24 protein-coding genes and 1 tRNA gene are annotated in these 22,739 nt (G+C 50.0%); 6 read left to right on the top strand and 19 right to left on the bottom strand.

Annotated elements, in window-relative coordinates:
• The first annotated feature begins 9 nt into the window (after positions 1-9).
• On the top strand, positions 10-1,266 hold the full coding sequence (locus PISL_RS01715) for a zinc ribbon domain-containing protein (protein WP_011762088.1): 1,257 nt from the start codon (positions 10-12) through the stop codon (positions 1,264-1,266).
• A gap of 169 nt (positions 1,267-1,435) precedes the next feature.
• Here PISL_RS01715 and PISL_RS01710 read toward each other — a convergent pair whose 3' ends face one another.
• The 14 genes from PISL_RS01710 to PISL_RS01645 form a co-directional block, all read right to left on the bottom strand.
• On the bottom strand, positions 1,436-1,705 hold the full coding sequence (locus tag PISL_RS01710) for a hypothetical protein (protein WP_011762087.1): 270 nt from the start codon (positions 1,703-1,705) through the stop codon (positions 1,436-1,438).
• Position 1,706: 1 nt separating this feature from the next.
• On the bottom strand, positions 1,707-2,930 hold the full coding sequence (locus PISL_RS01705; RefSeq protein ID WP_011762086.1) for an NADH-quinone oxidoreductase subunit D: 1,224 nt from the start codon (positions 2,928-2,930) through the stop codon (positions 1,707-1,709).
• Complete coding sequence (locus tag PISL_RS01700; RefSeq protein WP_011762085.1) at positions 2,917-3,360, bottom strand: NADH-quinone oxidoreductase subunit B; 444 nt, start codon at positions 3,358-3,360, stop codon at positions 2,917-2,919. The genes PISL_RS01705 and PISL_RS01700 overlap by 14 nt, the downstream gene beginning before the upstream one ends.
• Before the next feature lie 120 nt (positions 3,361-3,480).
• Positions 3,481-3,828 carry an NADH-quinone oxidoreductase subunit A gene (gene ndhC / locus PISL_RS01695; RefSeq protein ID WP_011762084.1) on the bottom strand — a complete coding sequence of 116 codons (348 nt, stop codon included), beginning with the start codon at positions 3,826-3,828 and terminating at the stop codon, positions 3,481-3,483.
• Complete coding sequence (nuoH, locus tag PISL_RS01690) at positions 3,816-4,778, bottom strand: NADH-quinone oxidoreductase subunit NuoH (protein WP_011762083.1); 963 nt, start codon at positions 4,776-4,778, stop codon at positions 3,816-3,818. Before nuoH ends, ndhC begins: the two co-directional genes overlap by 13 nt.
• A gap of 1 nt (position 4,779) precedes the next feature.
• Positions 4,780-5,178, bottom strand: coding sequence for an NADH-quinone oxidoreductase subunit I (locus tag PISL_RS01685; RefSeq protein WP_011762082.1), 399 nt, complete (start codon positions 5,176-5,178; stop codon positions 4,780-4,782).
• Positions 5,175-6,185: a thiamine pyrophosphate-dependent enzyme gene (locus PISL_RS01680; protein WP_011762081.1), complete on the bottom strand. Its 1,011-nt coding sequence runs from the start codon at positions 6,183-6,185 to the stop codon at positions 5,175-5,177. The genes PISL_RS01685 and PISL_RS01680 overlap by 4 nt, the downstream gene beginning before the upstream one ends.
• A gap of 46 nt (positions 6,186-6,231) precedes the next feature.
• A complete protein-coding gene (locus PISL_RS01675) occupies positions 6,232-7,440 on the bottom strand; it encodes a transketolase C-terminal domain-containing protein (protein WP_011762080.1) in 1,209 nt (402 codons plus the stop codon).
• Positions 7,437-8,375, bottom strand: a complete 939-nt coding sequence (locus PISL_RS01670; RefSeq protein ID WP_011762079.1) for a 2-oxoacid:acceptor oxidoreductase family protein — start codon at positions 8,373-8,375, stop codon at positions 7,437-7,439. The genes PISL_RS01675 and PISL_RS01670 overlap by 4 nt, the downstream gene beginning before the upstream one ends.
• An 82-nt stretch (positions 8,376-8,457) precedes the next feature.
• The gene (locus tag PISL_RS01665) at positions 8,458-9,558 is read right to left on the bottom strand and encodes a proton-conducting transporter transmembrane domain-containing protein (protein WP_011762078.1); all 1,101 of its coding nucleotides are present in this window, start codon (positions 9,556-9,558) and stop codon (positions 8,458-8,460) included.
• Complete coding sequence (locus PISL_RS01660) at positions 9,546-11,162, bottom strand: proton-conducting transporter transmembrane domain-containing protein (protein WP_011762077.1); 1,617 nt, start codon at positions 11,160-11,162, stop codon at positions 9,546-9,548. The genes PISL_RS01665 and PISL_RS01660 overlap by 13 nt, the downstream gene beginning before the upstream one ends.
• On the bottom strand, positions 11,150-12,427 hold the full coding sequence (locus PISL_RS01655; RefSeq protein WP_011762076.1) for a complex I subunit 5 family protein: 1,278 nt from the start codon (positions 12,425-12,427) through the stop codon (positions 11,150-11,152). Before PISL_RS01655 ends, PISL_RS01660 begins: the two co-directional genes overlap by 13 nt.
• Positions 12,420-12,656, bottom strand: coding sequence for a hypothetical protein (locus PISL_RS01650; RefSeq protein WP_011762075.1), 237 nt, complete (start codon positions 12,654-12,656; stop codon positions 12,420-12,422). The genes PISL_RS01655 and PISL_RS01650 overlap by 8 nt, the downstream gene beginning before the upstream one ends.
• Entirely contained in the window at positions 12,649-13,059 is a 411-nt protein-coding gene (locus tag PISL_RS01645; protein ID WP_167827598.1) for a hypothetical protein, read from the bottom strand. Before PISL_RS01645 ends, PISL_RS01650 begins: the two co-directional genes overlap by 8 nt.
• Before the next feature lie 207 nt (positions 13,060-13,266).
• Between PISL_RS01645 and PISL_RS01640 the strand changes: the two genes are divergently transcribed.
• Positions 13,267-13,359, top strand: a tRNA-Phe gene (locus PISL_RS01640).
• On the opposite strand, the gene PISL_RS10515 is transcribed toward PISL_RS01640, so the two are convergent.
• Both PISL_RS10515 and PISL_RS01635 read right to left on the bottom strand, forming a co-directional pair.
• Positions 13,338-14,462, bottom strand: coding sequence for a branched-chain amino acid ABC transporter permease (locus PISL_RS10515; protein WP_011762073.1), 1,125 nt, complete (start codon positions 14,460-14,462; stop codon positions 13,338-13,340). The genes PISL_RS01640 and PISL_RS10515 overlap by 22 nt on opposite strands.
• Positions 14,459-15,430 (bottom strand): branched-chain amino acid ABC transporter permease, encoded by a 972-nt coding sequence (locus tag PISL_RS01635; RefSeq protein WP_011762072.1) that lies wholly within the window; start codon positions 15,428-15,430, stop codon positions 14,459-14,461. The genes PISL_RS10515 and PISL_RS01635 overlap by 4 nt, the downstream gene beginning before the upstream one ends.
• 50 nt (positions 15,431-15,480) lie before the next feature.
• On the opposite strand from PISL_RS01635, the gene PISL_RS01630 reads away from it, so the two are divergent.
• From PISL_RS01630 to PISL_RS01620, 3 genes are read left to right on the top strand one after another with little or no spacing between them, the layout of a single operon-like run.
• Positions 15,481-16,833, top strand: coding sequence for an ABC transporter substrate-binding protein (locus PISL_RS01630; RefSeq protein WP_053240264.1), 1,353 nt, complete (start codon positions 15,481-15,483; stop codon positions 16,831-16,833).
• Positions 16,805-17,545 carry an ABC transporter ATP-binding protein gene (locus tag PISL_RS01625; RefSeq protein WP_011762070.1) on the top strand — a complete coding sequence of 247 codons (741 nt, stop codon included), beginning with the start codon at positions 16,805-16,807 and terminating at the stop codon, positions 17,543-17,545. Before PISL_RS01630 ends, PISL_RS01625 begins: the two co-directional genes overlap by 29 nt.
• Entirely contained in the window at positions 17,542-18,246 is a 705-nt protein-coding gene (locus PISL_RS01620; protein ID WP_011762069.1) for a branched-chain amino acid ABC transporter ATP-binding protein, read from the top strand. Before PISL_RS01625 ends, PISL_RS01620 begins: the two co-directional genes overlap by 4 nt.
• Here PISL_RS01620 and PISL_RS01615 read toward each other — a convergent pair.
• Positions 18,239-19,525, bottom strand: coding sequence for a TldD/PmbA family protein (locus PISL_RS01615; protein ID WP_011762068.1), 1,287 nt, complete (start codon positions 19,523-19,525; stop codon positions 18,239-18,241). The two genes, PISL_RS01620 and PISL_RS01615, sit on opposite strands and share 8 nt — an antisense overlap.
• Positions 19,522-20,895 (bottom strand): TldD/PmbA family protein, encoded by a 1,374-nt coding sequence (locus PISL_RS01610; protein ID WP_011762067.1) that lies wholly within the window; start codon positions 20,893-20,895, stop codon positions 19,522-19,524. The genes PISL_RS01615 and PISL_RS01610 overlap by 4 nt, the downstream gene beginning before the upstream one ends.
• A 43-nt stretch (positions 20,896-20,938) precedes the next feature.
• Between PISL_RS01610 and PISL_RS01605 the strand changes: the two genes are divergently transcribed.
• Positions 20,939-21,889, top strand: coding sequence for a hypothetical protein (locus PISL_RS01605; RefSeq protein WP_053240263.1), 951 nt, complete (start codon positions 20,939-20,941; stop codon positions 21,887-21,889).
• On the opposite strand, the gene cyoE is transcribed toward PISL_RS01605, so the two are convergent.
• Positions 21,884-22,720: a heme o synthase gene (gene cyoE, locus PISL_RS01600; RefSeq protein ID WP_011762065.1), complete on the bottom strand. Its 837-nt coding sequence runs from the start codon at positions 22,718-22,720 to the stop codon at positions 21,884-21,886. The genes PISL_RS01605 and cyoE overlap by 6 nt on opposite strands.
• Positions 22,721-22,739 lie beyond the last annotated feature (19 nt).

The following is a 22,739-nucleotide window of genomic DNA, read 5'->3' as shown; positions in this document are numbered from 1 at the left end:
TACAAGGCCATGTACGCATACAGGACGCTGAGGGTTGAGATCCCCTGGCGCCTCGTCGAAGAGCGACCGGACGTCCTCGGCCTCGCCGTAAGGATGCGCCTAGCGGTGGAGGAGTACGCCAGAAGGCTGTTAAAGGAGTTGACGGGGCAAGAGGAGCCCAAGCTCGCGCCGGAGGAGCTTGTCTGCTTGCTTACTCCCGACAGACGGGAGCTGGCACGGCGGATTATCGAGGAGGTGTTTCCCAAGTACGGACTTAAGAGATATATCGCAGAGTGGGCTAAGTTCTTCTGGCGCGACGTAGTGTTCCACAGGGCGGTTCCGCTCAACGCCCAACTTAGAGTTGGGAACGAAAGAGACATAAGTATGGCGGTCTTTGTCGACCTAAAGAGCTGTATTGTTAGAGTAAGAAAACTCGGCATACCGCCTTTCGCCGTCAAGCTGAAAAAGAGCAACGTCGCCTGGATTAGGCGGAGGTTGGAGGAGGGTGCCAAACTCAAGTTGGCGTTTCTCGGCGTTGAGAAGAGAGATGGTGAGAAGGAGCCGACTTATGACAAGCTATACGTTGCCCTAGTCTTCGCCCGCGAAGTTCAACAGATAGAGCCCAAGGCGATAGTCGCCGTTGACGTGAATCGTCTCGACCACGGCGTCGTGGTGGGACTCGTTGTAGACGGCAAGATCGTAAGGCGGATGAGACTACTAGACGAGAACGTGGTAAGGGAGCTGAGGAGACTTCACGAGGAGATAAGCCGTCTCGACGAACAAGCCGCTAGGGAGGCGGACCCCGCCAGAAAGAGACGTCTCGAAGACAGAGCCCGCCACCTTGCATCAAAGCGGTTTAGGAAGATAAGAGGCGTCGTTAAATACGTCGTTAGTGAGATAATTAAGCTGGCGAGGGAGCATCAAGCCGCGATCGTGGTGGACACGATGGAGGAGGAGACGTATCTAGAGCGGAAGCAGAGTGGCGAAAGCGGCGATAAGAAGCACCTCTACGATGGGCTTGGGCAGTTGAGGAGACGCCTACAAGCGCTCGCTGAGTGGTACGGACAGCCGTATAGAGAAGTGCGGTTGTATTCAACCATCTGCCCCCGTTGTGGAGCAAAGATGGAGGAGCTGAGTAACAGACGGATGCGTTGTCCTTCTTGCGGCTTCAACGACAACAGAGACAACGTGCCGTTGTTATGGGCTAAAAAGCGCTACTGGGAGCTACTCCAGAAACAACCCGTTTTTTCCTCCGTCTCAACGACCATCACACTTTTAACCTCGTAAGTTTCTTCACTCATGAACCAACCGGCCTTGGGGCCCCGGCCGACTGTTACATCTGGCGCGCCCGTCCGCCCGGGCACGGCCGGGCCCCCCGCCCCGCCCCGCCCACCAAGGCGTCCGGCGGGGGCGAGCCCCGAGCTCCCCCGGGGAAGGCCGGTGTTGTGAAGGGGAGCTATGTGGTGGTGAGTCCGTAGAGCGGGTATCGTCTGAATGCGATTACTGTTTTTTTCTGGTTGGCGTAGGCCACTAGCTGTTCTACGTTCGCGGCTGGTACGTAGGCTATCCTCTTCTCATCTAGTGGGACGCCTATCATGGCCGCCTCGTTTTGTCTCAAGACGCCCATCTCCTTCAGGCGTTTTATCAGTTCTGTGATGTGGGCTTTGCCGTCTATGTCGACGATTACCTCGCGGCGTTGGTCTAGGTCGAAGAGGCGGATCTGCATACTACCTATCTGCCTCTGGTGGGAAGTACCCGAATGACATGTACACGGTGGGCATGTTGGCGAGTCTCTCGCCTTTCATGGCCTCTGCCATGGCCTTTAGGTTGCGCCAGCTCGGGGTGACGTAGCGCATGCGGTAGACCCTCTGGGCACCGGTTGTCCAGAGGTGGATGTAGGTGGTACCTCTGGCTGCCTCGGCAACTGCGGCGTACTCTCCCGGCTCAGGATATATGTAGGTGTAGACGCCCAATACGCCTCCTATGCCTTCTCTACGATATTCAGGGTTTTTAAACAACAGAGCCTCGTCTATTACATCGCCTTGAGGCAATTCTTTTATAATCTGTCTAACTATTTTTATAGATTCGTAAATCTCTCGCCATCTAACTATTACTCTAGCAAGTGCGTCTCCCTCCTTCTCTGTCGCTATTTCAAACTCTATCTCTGGGTATGCGTCATATGGATATATCTTTCTTATATCGTAGTCTATCCCGGCGGCTCTGGCGAAGGGTCCCACGACGCCTAGCTCTGCGGCGCGTTTTGCGTCTATCACGCCGACGCCCTCTAGGCGGGCCTTGGTCACTGGGTTGTCGAGGAAGATAGTTTTGAGGTCTCTCAGCTTCTCTTCCGTCTTCTTGAGCAACCTCTCCACGGCCTCGAGGTGTTCCCTCTTTACGTCTCGTCTCACGCCGCCGGGGACTGGGTAGGCCACTGTTGTCCTAGCGCCGGTGATCTTCGCAAAGACCTCGGCGTAGAGATCCATGAGAGCGAAGCTCCACATAAAGGCCGTGGAGTGCCCGAGAAATATACCCAACAGCGCGAGGTCGTAGAGGTGTGTTCTTATACGTGATAGCTCCGCCATTAATGTCCTTAAGTACTTTGCTCTGGGAGGCGGCTCTAGACCTAGGGCTTTCTCAAGGGCTAGGGTGATGGGGAGGGTTATGTTCATACTGTCCATTATCGAGGCCTTCTCTACCAGGGGGATAAGGGTCCAGTAGGGCCTGTTTTCAGCCAGCTTCTCCATGCCTCTATGGACGAAGCCTGGATCCGGTACCACCTCCTTTATGATATCGCCGTCTAAAACCACGAATAGTCTCATGTGGCCTGAGCCTGGATGTTGCGGGCCGACGACCACGACAAGTCCCCTCTCGCCTCTTCTCAGCTCCTCCTCGTTCTGTATATAGAAGGTGTTGCCAAACTGTAGGTTAAAGGGCCACTCAACTCTCTGCATGGTATATCTGCTTCTGTATCTTTTCTACAGCCTTTAAAACAGCTTCTGGAGTCGGCGGACAGCCGGAGACGTATACGTTAACTGGGACAACTTTGGAGGCGGGAACCATGTGATAACTCCCGTAGAAGACGCCTCCCTTAATGGCGCAGGCCCCCATGGCGATTACGTACTTAGGCTCAGGCATTTGGTCGTATATATATTTTACAAATTTAGCCATCTTAAGCGTTATAGTGCCCTCCAAGATTAGGATATTGCTCTGCCTAAGGCTACCTATAGGCAACATGCCGAATCTCTCGGCGTCATAAGCGGGGCCAAAGGTGTGTGCAAACTCGACGCCACAACAAGCGGTAACTAAATGTGGCGGCCAGAGAGACCATTTCGTGCCCCATCTGGCCACTCTAGAAACAGCTTGAGAGATAGCCCCCCTCATTAGTTTCACCTCTTTTTCTTTATATAAGAATTTCTGAAATTTTATATAATTAAAAATTCGTCAAATTCGAGATAGATATCAGCCAACTGTCTAATATTCTAGAGGTTGATACAGAGGTCGCTAACTCCATTTTCTCACGTCAGCTAGGATTTTGAGATATCTGGCTACAATTGCGGCTAGTATAGCCATTAGGAGCGCTAGGGAGAGACTAAGCGGTAGCATATTTTCATTTGTTAAAACGGCAACTATGGCCAGGCCTAGTGTGGCTTCTACAGTAGTCACTAGGTAGATGTAGCCGATGTATTGCATAACTAACCTCCTCTGAATAGTTCCATAAGGCGGCCCCCCTGCCTCAAACCTCCTCTGCTTTACCTCAGAGGGCCTTCGGGGGGCTAGAAAGTAGCTTATTGCCACAAGAGCCGTTAGAAGTGTTATAAAGAGGAGTATGAAGAGTACTAACGCAACCATAGCAATACAAGAGACCAGGCCACAGCAACTATTGAGAGCACTAATAACTTGCCCCAGCCTAACTCCAGCGCCTGGTCAATTCTGTAGCGAGGGTAGATAGCTCTTACCAAGAGGGCAGGGATGATAAACACTGCCATTTTTACTGCTGTAATAACCACGCCAAGGAGGCCATCTGCTGGAGTCCAGCCGCCGAGAAATAACACCGTGCCGAGTAACGAAAGAGTGTATAGTTTGACATAGTTAGAGCCAAAGGCGTAGATAAAAAGTGTGGAGCCGTATTCTGTATATGGCCCTAACACTACCTCGGGCTCGGCCTCTGGTATTTCAAAAGGTAGCCTAGTCGTAGCCATGAGTAGAGTCACAAAATATGTGACAAACGCCAGCGGGTTTAAGAAGATGCCCCATAGCTCTCTCTGGGTCTCTACAACGCCAAAGGGATCTGCAGATTTATAGAGTAGAAACATGGCTAAAGCCGATAGGAGGAGGGGTGCTTCATACGCCGCGGTTAGAAGTATTTCTCTCACCGCCCCAATGTAGGTGAACTTATCTGCTTCAGTCCAAGCCATGGCCACCACAAGCACGGCCACAAGCAGTATTAACACCAGGGCGATAGCTAAGCCGTGGGGATGATAAACAACGACAAACCCCGGCGCCGCCGCTATAAAAACCAGGGGGATGGCCTCTGCGAAAAATAAGATAATGGGGGCGACGGCGAAGAGAGCTCTATTGGTGTGAGTAGGTAGCACAAGTTCGGAAAAAACAAGTTTGACAAGGTCGGCGATCGGCTGGAGAAATCCGCCAAATCTTCTAGACACATATAGGGGACCGTAGCGCCATTGGACTCTAGCCACAAGTTTTCTCTCTAGCCAAATAGCCACTACTAAAAATCCGAAGACTCCCATTACCCCTGGAAATACAACGGCGGCAAATATATCGCTTGGAATGAACATATTACACAAGCGATTTTGTGCCAACGATAGGACTTACGTCGTCGGGATCCATTTCGTTTGGTTTGCGATATACATTTAGATCTGTCCAGACAATCTCTGTGTTATTTATATGTCTAAGGGAGCCAGTGGGACACGCATCTACACAGTAGCCGCAGAGGATACAGCGGCCCCAGTCGATGCCAGGATATCTCTTCCCATCCGCTTCCAAGTGGAACCTTATGGCTTTGGCGGGACAGACGGCTTCGCACAGCTGGCAACTTATACACTTAGTCCTGTCGTTTATTATGAAGCCCCTAATACGATCTCCGTAGTCTCTCCTCTCCTCCGGCCACCTTACTGTGATGGGGCGTTGGAAGACGTACTTCAGCGCTACTCCAAACATCTTTAGGTGGGTTATCATTTCCGCTCGGTGAGACAGGGCAGAGAAGGGTCGAGGGGGCCTATGACTTCCCTCCCCATGAGCCGGTTTATCTCCTCGACGTCGCGATCAATTACTTTCTGTATGTACTCTATCTCGTCTGGCTTAAGGTGTCTAAATCTGCCCTGAAGCTGGAGGAAGCACTTGACGTGTTTTCTCCTGGGTACCGGCAGTGTGACTCTGAATTCGCCGTTTTCTATTTCGTAGTTTACCCAGTAGCCGGTCTCCGTTGCCAACTCCAGCACCCTGATGGCGTACTTCGGCTCGAAGCGCCAGCCGGGGGTGCAGGATTGTAGTATGTGTATGAAGGAGGGGCCGTTCACCTCCATTGCCTTCTTAAACTTGTATACCATGTCGTGCACGTAGGCAGGATTCGCCGTAGCGACATACGGGATGCCGTGGGCGGCCGCGATCGCCGCCATGGGCTTCTTATGCCTTATGTTGCCAGGAACCACCTTGCCTGCAGGCGAGGTGGTGGTAGAGGCGCCGAAGGGCGTTGTCCCGCTACGTTGTATGCCGGTGTTCATATAGCCCTCGTTGTCGTACATGACGTAAATCACCTTATGGCCCCGCTCCAACATTCCGCTGAGGGCTTGGAAGCCTATGTCGGCTGTCCCTCCATCGCCGGCGAAGACCACCACGTTTATCCTCCTATTGGGGTCAATAACGCCTCTCCTCTTCAATGCCTTGATCGCAGCCTCTATGCCAGAGGCCACCGATCCGCCGTTTCCAAAAGCGACGTGGATCCATGGCACGGCCCAGTTGGTGCGCGGGTAGACCACCGTGGAGACCTCGGCGCAACCCGTCGGGTTTATAATGACGGTGTCTGGGCCGAAGACCTTCAGCATGTGCCTTGCAATTACTCCGATAGTACAGCCGGCGCAAAGCCCATGCCCTGGCAGGAAGAGCTCCTCATTTGGAAGCTCAAAGGTTGCATATTCGTACTGTCCCTCGTACTCCTCAGCCGCCTTCACCGCAGTTTTCACCATGTAGTTCTTTCGGATGTAGACAGGGATCTTAGCGAAGCGGCCTCCGCTACTCATAGCCGCCCCTCAAGCCGATTGTGTAGGTCTGGTTAGGGGCCCACAGCCCCTTGGCAACCTTTACAGCCGCTTCGTATATCATGTCGCTGTCTATCGCCCTCATGCCGATAGTCGCCAACGCGTTGTAGACAGGCCTCTGTAGAGTAGCCGCAACTTCAGTTGCCATCGGCCCTATAAGAGGTCCGCCGTGGTTAATTGCCCTATCTATCACAAAGACTTTTTCTATGTTGTCTAGCGCTTTACGTAACTTGTCGCCGGGCCAAGGCCTAATCACGCGTAACCTCAAGGCGCCGGCCTTGACGCCCTCCTCCCTAAGCCTATTGACCACCTTTTTAACAAGGCCGTAGATAGAGCCATACGTCACTATGGCCAGCTCTGCATCTTCTAGTCTGTATGTGTCAAAAAGGCCATAGCTCCTGCCAAACCACTTGTCGAACTCCCTATCTATCTCCTCTATCACTTTAAGAGACTCTCTCAAGGCTTCAACTGCTTGCCATCTTATTTCCCAGTACCACTCAGGCGTCCCTACAGCACCAAGTTGAAGCGGCTTGTCGACATCGAGCTTAACCCAAGACCTAGTAATTGGGGAAAATCTTATGACATCTTCCTCATCCTCCGGTACATCAAGCGGCTGAAGGACGTGGCTTGTCCAAAAGCCGTCGTAAGCCACTACGGCAGGTAGGTGGACTCTCTGGTCTTCTGCAACGCGGTATGCCTGTATGATTGTATCAAAGGCCTCTTGAGCATTTTGGACTATGTATATGATCCAACCCAGCTCTCTCATAGTCATCACATCGCTGTAGTCGCCCCACACATTGATAGGCGCAGATATTGTTCTTGCCGCAACCCCCATGACTATTGGCAGTCTTAGACCTACAGCGATGGGGAGGTTTTCATACATATGCATCAAGCCTTGTGATGAGGTCTCTGTAAAGGTGCGGGCGCCCATTGCCGATGCTCCAATAACAGCAGACATCGCGCTGTGTTCGCTCTCGACCGGTATATATTCGGCGTCTAGCTCGCCGTTGTTTACATATTCGGCCAGCTTCTCCACCACTGGGGTCTGTGGGGTGATTGGGTAGGCTGCGATGACATCGGGTCTGCACATCTTGACGGCTAGGGCAACTGCATGGTTTCCAGTTAGCGCTATCCTCTTCTGGGCTATTTTCTTCTCTCTCGGGACCAGGGCTTGGGCTGTCATATCTCTCTCACCATCTGTATTGCCCCTGTTGGACAGACCTCTGCGCAGATCCCACAGCCCTTGCAGTACTGGTAGTCGAAGTCGATGACCTTAGTCCTAAAGACGCGGCCTCTCGGCCCCGGCGCCTCCCTCCAAGCCTCTATTATGGCGTCGTCTGGACAATACAGCCAGCACTTTCTGCACATTATACACTTGGAGTGGTCTATAATAGGCTTCTCTATCCTCCAGCCGCCCGTGAGATACTGCAAGCTGCTGCCAGGACCGACGGCGCCGCCCTTGTTCACCTGTTGCCAACCCACCAGCTCGTAGGGCCCGGTCAAGAAGGCCGATGTGGTGGATATTACCCCTTTCGGCTTCGCGGAGGTGTCCACCTTCTCGGGCTTGAGGACAACGGCCACCTCGTAGGCCTCCTTCGTGGCGGCGAAGTTCTCCTCCACGGCCTTGCCCAGCTGGTTCTCAAACGCGGTTTTTATCGACTCAAGCCTGGGGAAGCCCATCACCTTGGAGAAGGCGCCAGCCAGCGGACCGTTTGGAACGGGGAGACCCACGTGTTTCATGGCGATGCCGACTGCGTCCACCACTACGATATAGACGTCGTTTCTCCCTACAATCTTCCGCACCTCCTCGGGTTGCTTAGCGCTGTTTACAATGACATAGCCACCGGGCTTTACAGCATCTATAGCAAATCTCATGGAGTCGATAAGTTTATCGTCAAATATAATGACGGCATCCGGCGTCTTGATGGGCTCTAAATCCTCAATGGGGTTTTTGTCTATAGTGAGGAAGGCCTTGACAGGCGCGCCTCTTCTCTCTGCGCCAAACTCTGGGTTTGCAATGGCGTAGAATCCGTCCATAACAGCGGCATTTGCGATGATGTATGTAGCAGTGACGATTCCCTGACCCCCACGGCCAAGCCAGAGAGTTTCTATACGCACGTGTTAAGAAGGCGTGTAGATTTAAAATATGTTAAGTTCTTAGTTTTCTTATTTCTACGGATAACCTAGTAGAAATTTTATTTTATAATAACGAACTAACATGATAAATAAACCAAAGAGGTGCGGTTACGCCTATAGCGGCTATAATTATTCCGACGGCGGCTGGAAAGACGTCTCTGCCCTCTGTTATTACTTCCATAAGTCTAAAGTAGTAGGGGGCCATCGCCACAATATTAGCCAAGACGTAGAGTGCATAAACAGTGCCCATTTTTTCTGCGACTAAAATCACCAGGGCGGCTTTAGGCCAAAAGCCAAAGAGCGGGGGCAAGCCTATCTGGTGTAGCACCAGAATTCTCGTTGTCCAACGGTACGTTCCTGTGTTTAACGCGTAGAACAAGCCCATTTTTCCGAATGCGTCGGCTAATACTAATGCCAAAGTGACCTCGGGCGCAATTGGATATATAAAAATGGCGAAACCTGTATGTGTCACAGTGGAGTAGGCTAGTATCCGCCTAGGTTCTACGCTAGTCAAAGCGCCGAGGTTACCCACGGCCATTGAGAGAGCGCCCAGTGCGTAAAATAAAACAGCCGGCGTCTCTGGTCTTATTGCAAGTAGTGCAAAAGTTGCGGAAAGCTTGGGCAAACTCGCCAGTATGGCCAGGCCAGCTGGATGTGTCCTGCCGTAGACATCTGGAACCCATAGAAACATAGGGGCTACGCCTAGTTCTAACGCTACCGCCATTAATATAAACGCTTCGCCCATTGCCGTGCTTCTTTGGCCAAGTCCAATGAATAAGAAAGAAGAAGCGAAGGTGGATACTACTAGATATCTAAAAAAGCCCTCTAAACTTCCCCTGTCTCTAACAGTTGCGACAAGTGCCGCCGGTGCTAGTATTGCAAAAAGAAATCCAAGCCCCTTTAGATATGTCGGTTGTTGAAACATCAAGTAGACTCCACTTATAGATAGGGCTGAGGCAAGGCCGGCGTAGTTCCTAAACACGCCGCCTATAGCTACGACAGCCAAATAGAATGGTAGAGACAGGAGGTATAGCGGGGAGTTCTGCCACATGAGGAAGGCGACTAATGTTATATATGTCACATCGGCGACAACCCCCCATCTGTTAAAGCCGACGGCTACTCTTATGGCAAAGTAAGTTGGTAAAACAAGCTCTATGCTTGCCATAGTGCCACCAATAGGATAAATGCCGTTGCGATACCCACTAGGTAGAGATAGTAGTCAAGGCTTAAACTAGATACTCTAGCCGAAACTCTACGCACTATTTCAACAAAACCGCCGTGAAGCGCAGTGTCTAAGAGTTTGTCTCCTATGGTTACAACATCTGTTAAAAGACGCCAAGCTGGCGCAACTCTTTTCAACACCTCATCTACAAAGTGGTCGAAATCTGCCACCGCCTTCCACAACGCTGTATAAAACACAGGCGCTATTTTATCAAAGAGGATCGGCAGATAAAGCCTACGCCTTAGCAAATTAGGCTCTCCGGCAAATGCCAATATAAAACCGGCGAGTGACCCCAGGAGTATAGGCTTTGGCAATGTGAAGAGGAAGAAATTTGGCACTACTACTAGGGCTAGATAGGGCATCCACATAGGTTCCCAATCTCCTTCTGTCGGCTTTATCAATAGTTTTCCGAGGTAGCCAGCAGTCAAGACTGAAACTGCCACAGTCCACAGAGGTGCATCGTTTTTAGCCAATGCCCCCACAGGCGTTATGCCAAGGAGCGTGAACATGGCAAGCGCTATCGCGACTTTAGCAACTAAAGGGTAAGCCTGGGGGAAGCGGCTGTGGCTTACATGAATTGCGTGACCAACTGCCATAAACAGCGTCGCCTTTGCAAAGCCGTGGGCGTATATAAGGAGGAGCGCCTCGTGGGGTTTCTCCAGGGCTAGTGCTGTGATCATGCCGAGGTAAGAGGCTGTCGACGCGGCCAATGTGAGCTTGGGCTCCCTCTGACCCAGCGCGATTAAGCCGGAGATAAAGGCAGTTGCGGCGCCCACCGCTAGTGCAACCCCCGCGGTCCAGTGTGGCATCACGTGACCAAGCTTGAGGAGGAGGATGGGCCCCGCCTTAACCATGGTAGAGCTGTGCAACAGAGCGCTCACAGGCGTGGGGGCCGACATGGCCGTCATAAGCCAGTCAGTGAAGGGTAGCTGGGCGGCTTTTACAAAGGCGGCTAGCAGTATAAGCGCCGCGGCTACGTCCCCCAAGGGCCCCCACCTGCTCAAGTAGTCGCCGTATTGGACTGCCGTGGTGGCCAGCCCGATGAGGATGGCGGCGGTGCCCACCTCCACAGTCAATATGGCGCGCAACGCCGACGCGGAGGGAGGCCACAGCCACCTCATCCCGGCGGCGTATTCGCCGTCACCCACATAGCCCATCTCGTAGCCGTCTCTATACGTCAAGATGAGGCCCCAGCTGGCTAGATCCAGTCCAGCCCACCCCGCCACCAGAAGGGCCCAGTGGTCGGCGAGGAGAAACAGCTCCATGGAGGCGAAGAACACCCCCATCCACCCCCAGAACCAGCCGGGCCTCTCAAAGCCTTTCATGTAGAAGTGGGAGTAGACGACAATGGCTAGGTAGACGCCGGCAACGAAGGCCGCTGGCTCTAGGTACTTTGCCGTTAGATACGGCGTGGAGGGGTTGGCACCTAGGAGGACGCCTAGGAGAAAGGCGGTGCCTGCGGCCACCGCGGCATAGCCTCTAGAGACTAGAAGGTCAGCTAGCGCTGCGGTATAGGCAAGCGCCAAGAGAAGCTCTAGTGTAGCCATAGGGGCAGAGCCGCTAGCAGGACGTAAGGTGCGGCGGCCGCCGCTAGAGTTGCGGCGTACATGTCAAGCGGGTACTCCACCTGTGCTTCGCCGGCTCTATACAACCGGTTGAGCAGGTAGAAGCTATAGACCGCGGTGGAGAGAAACGCAAAGACAGCCAGAGCCACTGCCGAAAAGGTCGCGGGAACCCCGGCGGCGACGTACGCCTTGCCTAGGAGGTTTATGCCAAAAAGACCGGCCAGAGCCACGAAGCCGAGAATCCCGACAGCCAGAAGGTGGCGGTCCCACCTGACAGCGTCTATCTCTCTAGTATGTAAAGAGACAATGTAAATCCCGGCCAACATGAAGAGAGCCGCCTTGGCGAAGGCGTGGCCTACAAAGAGGAGAGCAACGGCCGTGTAGCCGAAGTCCGCCTTAATAGAGGCCGCCGCCAGCAGTAGGCCCATGTTGGCGATTGTTGAGTCCGCCAGCGCGCGTTTGAAGTCGGCCTCTCTAAACACAAGTAGGGAGCCGTAGACGGCGGTGGCCAAGCCGTATAAAAACAAGGCCTCAAGCGGCCACCCGGCGCCGGTCTTAAGACGCCATATCCAGTAGGCCATGAGACCCACGTGTATAGGCGACAAGAGCGCGCTGAGGGGAGTGGGCGCCTCGGCGTGTGCATATGGAAGCCAGAAGTGGACGCCCGCCGTGCCCATCTTAACCAGAAGGCCCAGCAACACGAGGAAAGAGGCTAGGCTAGTTGCCGTGAATTCTCCCGCCGTAAATCTGCCAGTGAGGGCGACCCCTATTAAGAATAGTATCGACCCAATCTGGGCCCATATGAAGTATAGCAGTCCCACAAACCTTCTGTTGCCGTAGCCGAAGTACCATATGAGGAGGAAGCTAGTGACGATGCTGAGCTCCAGCGCCAGGAAGACGAAGAAGAGATTCTCAAACAGTATAATGTAGACGAAGGAGAGGACGTATAACGCGTGGACGCCGTAGTACCAGTTGGGGGCGCCCAAGTGTTTTAGATACCGAGGCGCGTAGAAAGTCACAAGCAGACCCAACAGTATTGCGGTGGCTATAAAGGGTAGTTTATGTCCATCCATGGCTACTGTAACTTGTCCTACATACGGCAGGGTGGTTAAGACGGCGGAGCCGGGGGTTAGGAAGAGTAGCATTAACGCTATAGACACGAGAGCCGCCAAGTGTCCCAGCCTTAATGCGACAAGTGCTAACAATACCGATAGTGCTGTAGCCAATATGAACAATTCGCTATACATAGCCCTCCTTTGCCATTTTAAATAACGCGGCTACCATGAGCACAGTCTCGGCAACCCCGGCTACAGATGCTATAGCCACAAGCGAGATATCTTCAGACATAGCGGCGCCCAATATGCCGGCCATTACCGCCATCTCGACGCCGATTATGACACGTACAAGTGATACGGCTGTTGCTACAACAGCCATGCCGCCGACCAAAAGCACTATAATTAACGCCACCTCAATCATGAGTTAACCTAGCGGCTATTATGAAGGAGTAGAGAAGTAACACCGCTAGAAGAGGGATAAGCCAAATGTCTAGTGTGACATTTGGCGTTTTTTGAATGGGGTAAGTGGGCAATAGAACTAAGGGAATGGCAGCCAATGAGGCAAGCGCGATGGCTCTTGCCTCGGTAGGTCTTCTATCTTCGGCAATTGACGCAGCGGCGATAATTACAAGAGTTAAAGCAGCAACTATATACACTAGAGCTATAAGTATAAACGCTATAGATAGCGCAGGATGAAAAGCCCAGACAGCCCCTGCTACAACTACCCCTAGAAAAGTTAAGGAGATAGAGGCCAGTACATTATCTCTGGTTTTTAAAACCGCGGCGACTAAAAGCACCGTAGTAACTAGAAAAACCCAGAGCATGGTGTCTCTCAAAGATCTGTTTAAAAATTCGTCTAAATACATTTCGAAAAATAGATAGTGGCCAACTGAGAATATTTGAATGAAATATCACTATAGATAAAAGAGGTTTAGCTGTCGCTCGTCGTATGCCAAATTACAAAACTTTCGGCGGCTTGAGTTATAAATTGGCGTAAAAAGCTTAAAAATCTACAAGATTTAAACATATAGGCGGCCGTAGCTCAGCGGGAGAGCGCCCGGCTGAAGACAGCTCGCCGAGCCTTCAACGGGCGGGCCCGGGTTCAAATCCCGGCGGCCGCACCACCTCCTTGTCTATCTAATTTTGTTACTTTCCTCTTAACTGCAAGTGGCGTGGATTCTTCTGGCACCAAGCCCTCTGGCTTTATGGCTATTATCGCTAGCGCAAGTGCGCCGAAAACCATATACGCCAACCACACGGGGTCGAAGCCCAACACTGCAGATAGCTCATATTTATACATGTCTACCAGGCGGCGCATAGTTACAAAAATGAAAACCCCATTTACGACACCGAGGTTATTACCCATGCCGCCTAGAATCATTATAAGCCATGGGTAGAAGGTGAAGGTTATTCTAGTAAAAGAACTCGGGTGCACAGCCCCCGCATAAAGTGCATATAAAGCCCCTGCTACAGCAGACACAGCACCGCCTATAGCCATAGCCCATAGTCTCAGCGCCGTGGCTTTGCGGCCGAATACCTCTACAAGTTCAGGATCTTCTCTATGTACTTTGAGAGCTCTGCCGTAGGGAGATTGTATAATTCTCTCTAGCGCTAGATATATGAGGAGTGCGATAGCGCCGCTTAAAGCTGCAGCACCTATATATCTAGCAACGCCGCCGCCAAAGATTTTTTCAAATATAGGCGGAATTGATACGCCAAAAGTACCTCCCACGAGAGGTTCATAATACCTCCCGATGTAGAATAGAAAATCGCCAAAGGCAAGTAGAGTAATTGCGAGATAATCTTCGCGAAGTCTAACCGCCGGCGCTGACATAGCGACGCCAATAACAGCGCCTACAATAAGCGATATTACGAGTGAGGTTAGAAGCAATAGAAAAGCGCCTTGGAAGTCCATTACTCTCGACAAAGTAGATACGATAGTTGGATTGTCGTAGACAAAGTCGCCACTTACGCCATACATAGCCATAGCTATCCTAGATATAACTCCGCCGACTATAAAAGCGCCTGCTGTTACTGTTAGAACTTTTCCAAAATTTGGTATCCCACCAATTCCCGCCTCTAGATTTACTGAAAGTGCTATAATTGTGAATATTGCCACGTCTATGATAGTACCTAATACATACGATACGACGTCTAAACCCGTTAAAGCGACGGCTAGAACCGAAAGGAGGTAGATATACAGCCCAATTAAACTAAGCGGCTTCATCTCCTTCTAAGAGAGGTCAATCCCTGTGGTATTATAATTAGGAAAAGAGCCACTGCTATAAGCGGTAGGAGAGGCCTATACTGAAGTACTACATACGGTTCTATGGCAACAATAGACGCAATATATGTGGCAAGTGGTACTTCCACAAAGCCCATGAAGAAGGCGCCTAATACAGCTCCAAATATATTACTAAGGCCGCCGGCTATACTAGCGGCGAAGATATTTGCAAGAATCATCCAACCTGTATCTGGCTCTACGGAGAGATAAAGAGTTAACACAGCACCGGAGTATCCAGCTAATACGCCGGCGATAATCCAAGCCACTAGATAGGCTCTATCTACGTCTATACCTAAAGACCTGGCGAGTTCTTCGTTTTCTACAGCAGCTCTTAACGCTATGCCAAGCTTAGTTTTTACGAGAAAAATATATAAAACCGCTGAGGTGAGGGCAACAGAAAGCGGGCCAATAATTGCAAGGCCTGGAAAGTCTCCTATGTTAAAATCCATACTCCTAAGCGTATAGCCTCTGGTGAAGATACCCCATATTCTGCCGAGGTAATCTGCTATTGCATTTAACGCGCCTAGAATTATGATGTTATACGCCATAGACGCCATCATGAGAATTGTGGGAGAGGCGCCGCGCTTATATATTGGCATGAGTGTATAATACAATACAACCGAGATGGCGATAGAAAAAGGCAATGCAATAAGTCCAGCGACGTAGGGCGAGATTCCAAATTTCTGGCTTAACGCAAGCGCAGTAAGTGTGCCTACTCCCATTATAGCGCCGTGTGCAAAGTTGGGAACTTTTGTAGTGATGTAGGTCATTGTCAAACCTACGGCAGCTAATGCCAATATGCTTGAGTACATCACACCGTCGACCGCCAAACGTGTGGAATATATAAGTGAGAAAAGCCAACCCGCCGCCAGTAGAATAACAATAAGCCAAAAGACAGTAGATTTGTTCATAAGTGCGCGAAAGAAGAAAATACTTTAAAATATTTTTCATTATCCTTTCTATGAGTTCAAAAACTCTAGGCATAATAATTGGTATATTAGTAATTCTAGCAGTAGCGACATTTTTACTAATTGGCACAACACCTGCCGCCAAACAAACCACTACGCCTCCACAGCCTACTACGGCTATTGCTCAGACGCCTAAGGCTTTGAATTGTACATGGAAGCTCGTCGGCATGTATATAGCATCTCAGGACAGAGTTATATATGGCGAGCCTCAACCAGTAACACCGCCTCAAGGCGTATTGACGCCGGTCATTGTAAACATCACTGTAACACCTGCCGACAAGTTTATTGACATTGGCGTGCTTCAACCTCTCTCAGGTAGGCTTGGTTCGTTAGGCGAGCTTGCGAGAGCCGCGGCTGAATTAGCGGCTGAAGACGTCAACCGCTATCTTACTAAAATTGGCGCGCCGTTTAGAGTTAGAATTTTGGCAGATGACACACAGGCAGATCCCGCTCTAGCACTAGAGAAGTTAAAGTCGCTACATGCAAAAGGCGTGAAGTATTATATCGTGAGAACCTCTGGCGAAGTTAGACAGATGAAGCCTTATGCAAATGAGAACAAACTAGTTTTAATATCTGTTTCTTCTACAGCGCCTGGCTTAGTAACATCGAGTGACTATGTCTTCCGTCTGCCGCCAGACGACACAAGACAAGCAAAGGCTTTAGCCGCGGTGCTTAAACAACAAGGCGCTAAGGCCGTTGTGTTAATATTCCGCAACGACGACTGGGGGCGCGGCATAGCCACACAGTTGCAGAATCTCCTAAAAGACGAAATGGAAGTTATCGCCGCGGCCGCATATGACCCTCAGAAGTCAGAATTTTCTGCAGAGGTAAGCACTTTGGCAGAAAAGGTATCTTACGCAGTTAATAAATACGGCGCGGATAAAGTCGCTGTTGTGGCGCCAGGTTTTGCAGAATTACAAGCAATCTTTCTAACTGCAGCTAACTATCCAGTATTAAGTCAAGTGAGATGGTACGGCACTGACGGCTCTACAGGCCTAAAAGAGTTGACAGACCCCAAGGTTTGTCAATTTGCATTGAAAGTTGGCGGTTTTGTTAGCACGAAATTTGCCCCAGCAAAAAGCCAGTATTACGACCGTGTTAGAAACTATATATTAAGCAAATACGGTAGGGAGCCAGACGCGTATGCCTATAATGCATATGATGCAGTTTGGCTAATAACATACACTATATTACAAAACGGTGGAGATTCGGACACGACGAAGTTCTTTGCCAAATTCCCAGAGGTAGCCGCCAACTACTTTGGCGCCTCTGGATTAACAAAGCTTAACCAAAACCACGATAGAGACACCGCAGATTATGCACTCTGGGCACTTGTTGGTAGCTAGTGATATAGTAAAAAAATTCGGCGGGCTTACGGCGCTTGACGGTGCAACCATCGCAGTACCCCTCAACTCTTTTGTTATTTTAGCAGGCCCCAACGGCTCTGGTAAAACCACCTTACTTAATGTAATCTCCGGTATTTATCAACCAGACAGAGGCAAGGTGATATTTGAAGGGCGTGATATCACATACACAAAGCCGTATATAAGGGCGCAACTCGGCATCGCGAGAACTTTTCAAACGCCGCGTGTTGCATATAAAATGTCTGTGCTTGACAACGTTATATTTGGCTATGTAAGTAAAGATGCTCCTCTTGACTTTAGGTGGAAAGCGAGAGAGAGAGAACTTGTCAAGAGGGCATTTGAGGTTTTAAAATTAGTAAAACTTGACCATATGTGGGATAGGCCGGCAAGTCAATTAAGTGGCGGCCAGTTAAAGCTTTTGGAAATAGCTAGGGCTTTAATGGCTAACTCTAAGCTTATATTAATGGACGAGCCTGGCGCAGGGCTAAACCCCACTCTTGCACATGAGCTTTTCCAATTTATGCGTGATTTATCACGCCGAGGTTTTTCTCTCCTTGTTGTGGAACATAGGCTAGATATAGCAGCTGATTATGGCGATTATATGTATGTGCTTTACAACGGCAGAGTGTTAGCAGAGGGAGAGCCGGCCGAAGTCTTATCTAATCCACAGGTAATTCAGGCGTTTATGCTATGATCAAGACTGTAAACTTAGAGGCAGGATATGGAAAGCTACAAGTGTTATTCGATGTAAATTTCGAGGCATTTCCGGGGGAGATAACCGCAGTACTAGGCCCAAATGGCTCTGGAAAATCTACACTACTTAAAGCAATATTCGGTATAGCAAGGGTATACAACGGCCGCATATACATAGGAGATAGAGATGTGACAAAACTTCCGACACATGAGAGAGCGAGGCTGGGAGTTGCGTACGTCTCCCAACTTAGAAACGTATTCTCCACACTTACGGTATTAGAAAACTTACGTATGGCTGCCTATCAGATGTCTAGCGTAGAGTTTGAAGAAAGGCTAAGAGAAGTCTCAGATATCGTGCCGCTTCGCGAAATTCTAAATAGACGTGCCGGCGAGTTAAGCGGCGGTTGGAGACAGCTTGTGGCAATAGCTATGGCTCTTGTAAGACGTGCCACTATTTTTATGTTAGATGAACCGACGGCACAACTAGCGCCTAAGATGGCGAACCAAGTTTTGGACGTGGTTTTGAAATTAAGAGAAGCGGGCTATACTGTTGTTTTAGTAGAGCAAAATGCGAAAAAGGCGCTTGAGGTTTCAGATAAAGCCTATTTATTAGTCAGCGGCCGCGTCCATTGGGTAGGCCCAGCAGACAAACTTCTGGAGGAAAAAGAGTTGGGGAGACTTTACCTAGGGTTTATTAAGTAGTTACGCCGATATTTCTCAGAACTGCGTAGGGGGCTGTCGAGGGGACTGGCATGTCCCACCAATATATCTGTCTGGCCTCTTTAGAAAGCTCTGCCACGTTTTTTACTACGTTTTCAAGCGTGTCTGCAATCCTGATGTATTTAACAACAGCCGCCGGCTTTCCATTTTTTATCTGTAGAGCTATATCTCTACCTACAGTTGAAAACTGGCCTGTTTTTACATTTTGATACCTAGTATACCAATTGTTGTGGATATAGAAGCCGTTTTTTAGATCTAAGAAAAGCGCGTCTAGCTCTCTAGGCCCGTCTCCCGGCGCTATATCTATATGTCCAGCAGCTGGCCTTGCCCAGCCATATAAGGCGTGTCCTGTAGATTCTGTGCCAAACGCATTAGCTGTCCTTCTGTTGTGTATAAATCCGCCGAGTATGCCGCGTTTATATACCTCCACAAGTCTCGGCGTTATGCCTTCAAAATCAAAAGGTACATAACCATATACAGAGGGGTCGTATGTCTTCTCTACTACAGTGAGAAGGGGAGACGCTGCCTCCTTCCCCAAATCTTCTTTTGAATATCGCGAGCTTCCGCTCAAGATCTCAAGCCCATTTGCCCACATTTGGACAACTTGTCCTATTAAGTGGCCGAGGACCAGCGGCGAAAGTACAAGATCAACGACGCCAGACTCTACACGTATATGTGGTAGGCCTCTCGCCAGTGAGAGAATTTGTGAATTCTCCCTACCCACAGCCTCGGCTCTGATTTCAGAAAGCCTACGGCCGGCGATGGCGCCAGTCGCAGAGAGCTCTCCGAGGAAAGACCTAACAGTCATATATACTCTATTCACCGAATAAGACCCCTCACGCCCAGTTGTATCTTCATACCAGGCCTTGGTATATGTCAAGTGGATAACTCCGGCGTTTCTCTCAACTCCTTCGGCGGCGTCTATCGCCTTTTTGACAAGATCAGGTATTTTTTCAAAATCCTCAGGCGGCTCGCTGTAGTCAGACGGCTTAGGCCCGCCTACTGGCACATATAGAGGGTCCTCAGGTAACGACATGAGACGGGAGATGGCTTTCTCCACTTGGTCTACAGAGAGAGACCCGGTGGCGCTAAGAAATGTCGTTTTTCTACCTTTTGCAAGGTATAGATATGTATTTTCTATAGTCCAGTTTTTAAATACAGTAATTTCATTATTGGCAAATCTAGCCATATAGTTTTCTACTACGGTTTTTACAACTGCCGCCTCGTCTACTCTCTCCCTAATGAGCTTAAGTAACATCATACCACTACCCTAAGCCCCCTACTTCTAAACGTGGGGCCTCCCATTGTAACTGGCACGCCTTGGGGTGGGTTGCCTTTGCCACATGTACCTATAAACAGTTGGAAGTCTCTGCCGACGGCGTCTACGCCGCCCCAAAGCTCTGGCGTGTCCACCTCTATAAAGCCCTTCACTGGCTGTTTAAGCTCGCCCCCCTCGATTAAATATCCCTCAAAAATTCCGTACCTCCCAGAGTATCTAGTGTCGTTGATATTCCACTCTGTGTAAGACACTACATAAATCCCGCGGCGTGTGTCTCTAATTATTTCATCGGGGCGCCAATCGCCTGGCTCTAGATATGTGTTAGACATCCTGGGGATAGGCTCTCTGTCAAATGCCGAGGCTCTAGCTCCCGCGTTGCTATGGGCGCCGATCGCCGCTGCATATTGTCTATTTGTAATAAACTCCGTGGCCCACCCGTTGCTGACAAGTTTCTTCGGTCTTGCTACAACCCCCTCATCGTCGACAAGATAAAAGCCGTATGTACCTGGCACAGCTGGGTAGTCTGTGATATTAACAAACTCGCTACCTATTCTAACTTTTAGATTGTTTGGTTTTATATATGACTCGCCGGCCTCGGCGCCCTCGCGGCCGTAGATTCTATCTAACTCAAAGGGGTGCCCCACTGATTCATGTACTAATATGCCAGTCATCTCGGGGCCAAAAACAATGTCGTATCTCCCCGGCGAAACAGATCTGGCCTTCTCTAGAAGGACTAGAGTCTTCTTTGACTCTTCTTCTACTATCTTTTCAGCGTTTCTAAGGGAGTCGGGGGAGGTCCCGCCGAGGAATATATCCCTCTGGAGACTACCTAGAGAGGGCTCATGGGCTATAAACATGCCGAAGAGATACACCCTGGGCACCCTGCTGTATACATCCGCCCCATCACTTGTTAAAATATGTTTTTCAGTTATCCAAACAGAGGTATAGAATCTTCTCACCGACAATCCCGGCGCTGTGTGGCTATCAAGAGTTTTTACGAGGTCTAGAGGGTCTAGATCTAGCTCAGGTAGGCTGTAGTTGATTTTTGCTAGTTTCTCCTCGCTCAAAGTCACAGGCGTTTTTCTAACTCTGCCGGCGGCTTTAGCAAGTTTTACAGCTTTTTCAACAGCTTTTAGAACTTTGTCTAGCTCTAGCTCTGGAGTAGCCGCAAATCCCAAGCCGCCTTCTGCAATTGCTCTTATTGCAATCCCCTCGGAAGAGAACGTAGCTAAGAATTCAAACTGACCGTTTCTCACAGCCGCCACGGAGCCATAGTCTTTTTGCCACCTCACTTCAACATATGTAGCACCTAGAGAACGACCGTAGTCGAGCGCTTTTACAAGTAGCTCCATAGTCGAGAGTATTGATTTATATATAAAAATATAGCTTATTGTGATGTCGATGTGGCATGTAATTGGCAAATCTGACGAATCTGCCTTTTTCAAGGCAACTCTCGACTTAGTTCTATCTACACGTATAGCGTTGTTTCTTTCCGGGGCGTTGTTTATACTTGGCGTATCTACAGCCGGCCATATGCAACAACTCCATGGTTATTTAATGATCGCCGGCCTTCTCGCCTTTTACCACGCTGTGATGTATATGCAACTACCTGGTTTTATAAACGCAACGCCCCGCAGAGTTGTCACATGGCTTCTCCTCGCTCTCTTTTTCCTAGGTCTTATCGGCTATATCAGCTTTGGCTATTTGGCATATCTGCCCTATTCTCTTCTACACATAGTGTTGTATTTAAGAGGGCTTTGGGGAAAACCTACCTACTATCCCAATGTAATAACAGCCGCCGGCCTGTTCTTATTGCCGCTATCTACATCGCATTTAGACGCGGTATTTTCCTTCCCGCTGGCGTCTGTATATTCTCTACTCTATAGGATAGAGCTCTCTCGGGCAAGAAAGAGATTTACTGCGCCAAGCGCGTTGTTATTGACGGCGCTATATTTAGCGGCATACGTGGCTACAAAAGTGGGCCTTAGTTGGGCTATGGCTTTGCCATCGTTAGCACTAACGCTCTATGCCAGACCGCGGCTGAATGATGCCTACGGCATTGGGGCCTTCTTCTTCCGTTGGGCAATAGCGCTGGCCCCCTTGGGCGCACATTTTGTCTATATGGCGTTTGCAGTAGTTATGTCAGCGCTTTGTGTACCATATTTTATACCAGCCATACTCTACCGCCAGGTGCCTAACTACAAGTGGGAGTTGGTCGCAACAGCTGCCGTCGCTTTTCTGTTGAGAAACATAGAGGTGATGTGGGCCTCCGCCTTGCTTACAATAGCGCTTGTCATTTATGTGGCTGTGCGCTCGCTGAGAGAGAAGTACTATCCGCCTCTATGAGAATACCAGGGCGAGTAGGAAAAGAGTGAGGATGGGGCTAGACGCCTTGTACATTTTCCACATCGCTCTATCGCTTTTTTCTTTTAACGCCAAAATGCTCGTGGCTACTGTCCCGGCGACGCCGGCAAACACTAACGCAAGTCCCAGAAGGCTCTGTCCAAAGGCTAGATAAAGCCAGAGGATATATACGGCGCTTGCTATATTTAAGATAGAGATTATAACTACAGATTTTTTCTCGTCTATGATAGCCGGTAACATAGGCACGCCGGCTTTTCTATAGTCATGTCGGTATTTATACGCCAGAGCCCATATATGTGAGGGTATCCACAGATATATGGCGAAAGAGATGAGCACAGCGGGGAGGTCCACAGTCCCCTTGCCCAGGGCGTAGCCGCCGAGAAATGTTGCATTTCCAGCGAACCCCCCACCTAGGATATTTAGCCATGTCTTCCTCTTGAGCCAAATCGTATAGACCACGGCGTAGAAAAACCACCCCAGGGCTACAAATAAGCCGGGGAGAGGCCCGAGGAGGTAAAAGCTGAGGGTAATCCCAGCGGCTGAAAGAGCTAGGGAGTATACGAGGGCGTTAAACTCAGGTATTAGGCCAGCCGGCAGAGGCCGTCTCGCTGTTCTAGACATTGCGGCGTCTATATCGCGTTCCCAATAGTGGTTGAATGCGGCGGAGCCCCCGACGGCGAGGGTAGCAACAGCGATAAGCGCTATGAGTTTACTCCAATCTACTGTCTGCGCCGCGTATATATACCCAACTACGCTGGAAAGAATAAGAAGCCATATCACTCTCGGTTTAAGTAAAACTATATAGGGATTCACAAACCAATCACATCTTCTA

The organism is Pyrobaculum islandicum DSM 4184 (genome assembly GCF_000015205.1).
Classification (GTDB): Archaea; Thermoproteota; Thermoprotei; order Thermoproteales; family Thermoproteaceae; genus Pyrobaculum; species Pyrobaculum islandicum.
This window is presented reverse-complemented; position numbering and strand designations above follow the sequence as displayed.

Coding starts and splice junctions, on each gene's coding strand:
- PISL_RS01715 (WP_011762088.1), top strand. CDS start 10: ATGTACGCATACAGGACGCTGAGGGTTGAGATCCCCTGGCGCCTCGTC.
- PISL_RS01710 (WP_011762087.1), bottom strand. CDS start 1,705: ATGCAGATCCGCCTCTTCGACCTAGACCAACGCCGCGAGGTAATCGTC.
- PISL_RS01705 (WP_011762086.1), bottom strand. CDS start 2,930: ATGCAGAGAGTTGAGTGGCCCTTTAACCTACAGTTTGGCAACACCTTC.
- PISL_RS01700 (WP_011762085.1), bottom strand. CDS start 3,360: ATGAGGGGGGCTATCTCTCAAGCTGTTTCTAGAGTGGCCAGATGGGGC.
- ndhC (WP_011762084.1), bottom strand. CDS start 3,828: ATGGTTGCGTTAGTACTCTTCATACTCCTCTTTATAACACTTCTAACG.
- nuoH (WP_011762083.1), bottom strand. CDS start 4,778: ATGTTCATTCCAAGCGATATATTTGCCGCCGTTGTATTTCCAGGGGTA.
- PISL_RS01685 (WP_011762082.1), bottom strand. CDS start 5,178: ATGATAACCCACCTAAAGATGTTTGGAGTAGCGCTGAAGTACGTCTTC.
- PISL_RS01680 (WP_011762081.1), bottom strand. CDS start 6,185: ATGGTGAAAACTGCGGTGAAGGCGGCTGAGGAGTACGAGGGACAGTAC.
- PISL_RS01675 (WP_011762080.1), bottom strand. CDS start 7,440: ATGACAGCCCAAGCCCTGGTCCCGAGAGAGAAGAAAATAGCCCAGAAG.
- PISL_RS01665 (WP_011762078.1), bottom strand. CDS start 9,558: ATGGCAAGCATAGAGCTTGTTTTACCAACTTACTTTGCCATAAGAGTA.
- PISL_RS01660 (WP_011762077.1), bottom strand. CDS start 11,162: ATGGCTACACTAGAGCTTCTCTTGGCGCTTGCCTATACCGCAGCGCTA.
- PISL_RS01655 (WP_011762076.1), bottom strand. CDS start 12,427: ATGTATAGCGAATTGTTCATATTGGCTACAGCACTATCGGTATTGTTA.
- PISL_RS01650 (WP_011762075.1), bottom strand. CDS start 12,656: ATGATTGAGGTGGCGTTAATTATAGTGCTTTTGGTCGGCGGCATGGCT.
- PISL_RS01645 (WP_167827598.1), bottom strand. CDS start 13,059: ATGCTCTGGGTTTTTCTAGTTACTACGGTGCTTTTAGTCGCCGCGGTT.
- PISL_RS10515 (WP_011762073.1), bottom strand. CDS start 14,462: ATGAAGCCGCTTAGTTTAATTGGGCTGTATATCTACCTCCTTTCGGTT.
- PISL_RS01635 (WP_011762072.1), bottom strand. CDS start 15,430: ATGAACAAATCTACTGTCTTTTGGCTTATTGTTATTCTACTGGCGGCG.
- PISL_RS01630 (WP_053240264.1), top strand. CDS start 15,481: ATGAGTTCAAAAACTCTAGGCATAATAATTGGTATATTAGTAATTCTA.
- PISL_RS01625 (WP_011762070.1), top strand. CDS start 16,805: ATGCACTCTGGGCACTTGTTGGTAGCTAGTGATATAGTAAAAAAATTC.
- PISL_RS01620 (WP_011762069.1), top strand. CDS start 17,542: ATGATCAAGACTGTAAACTTAGAGGCAGGATATGGAAAGCTACAAGTG.
- PISL_RS01615 (WP_011762068.1), bottom strand. CDS start 19,525: ATGATGTTACTTAAGCTCATTAGGGAGAGAGTAGACGAGGCGGCAGTT.
- PISL_RS01610 (WP_011762067.1), bottom strand. CDS start 20,895: ATGGAGCTACTTGTAAAAGCGCTCGACTACGGTCGTTCTCTAGGTGCT.
- PISL_RS01605 (WP_053240263.1), top strand. CDS start 20,939: ATGTCGATGTGGCATGTAATTGGCAAATCTGACGAATCTGCCTTTTTC.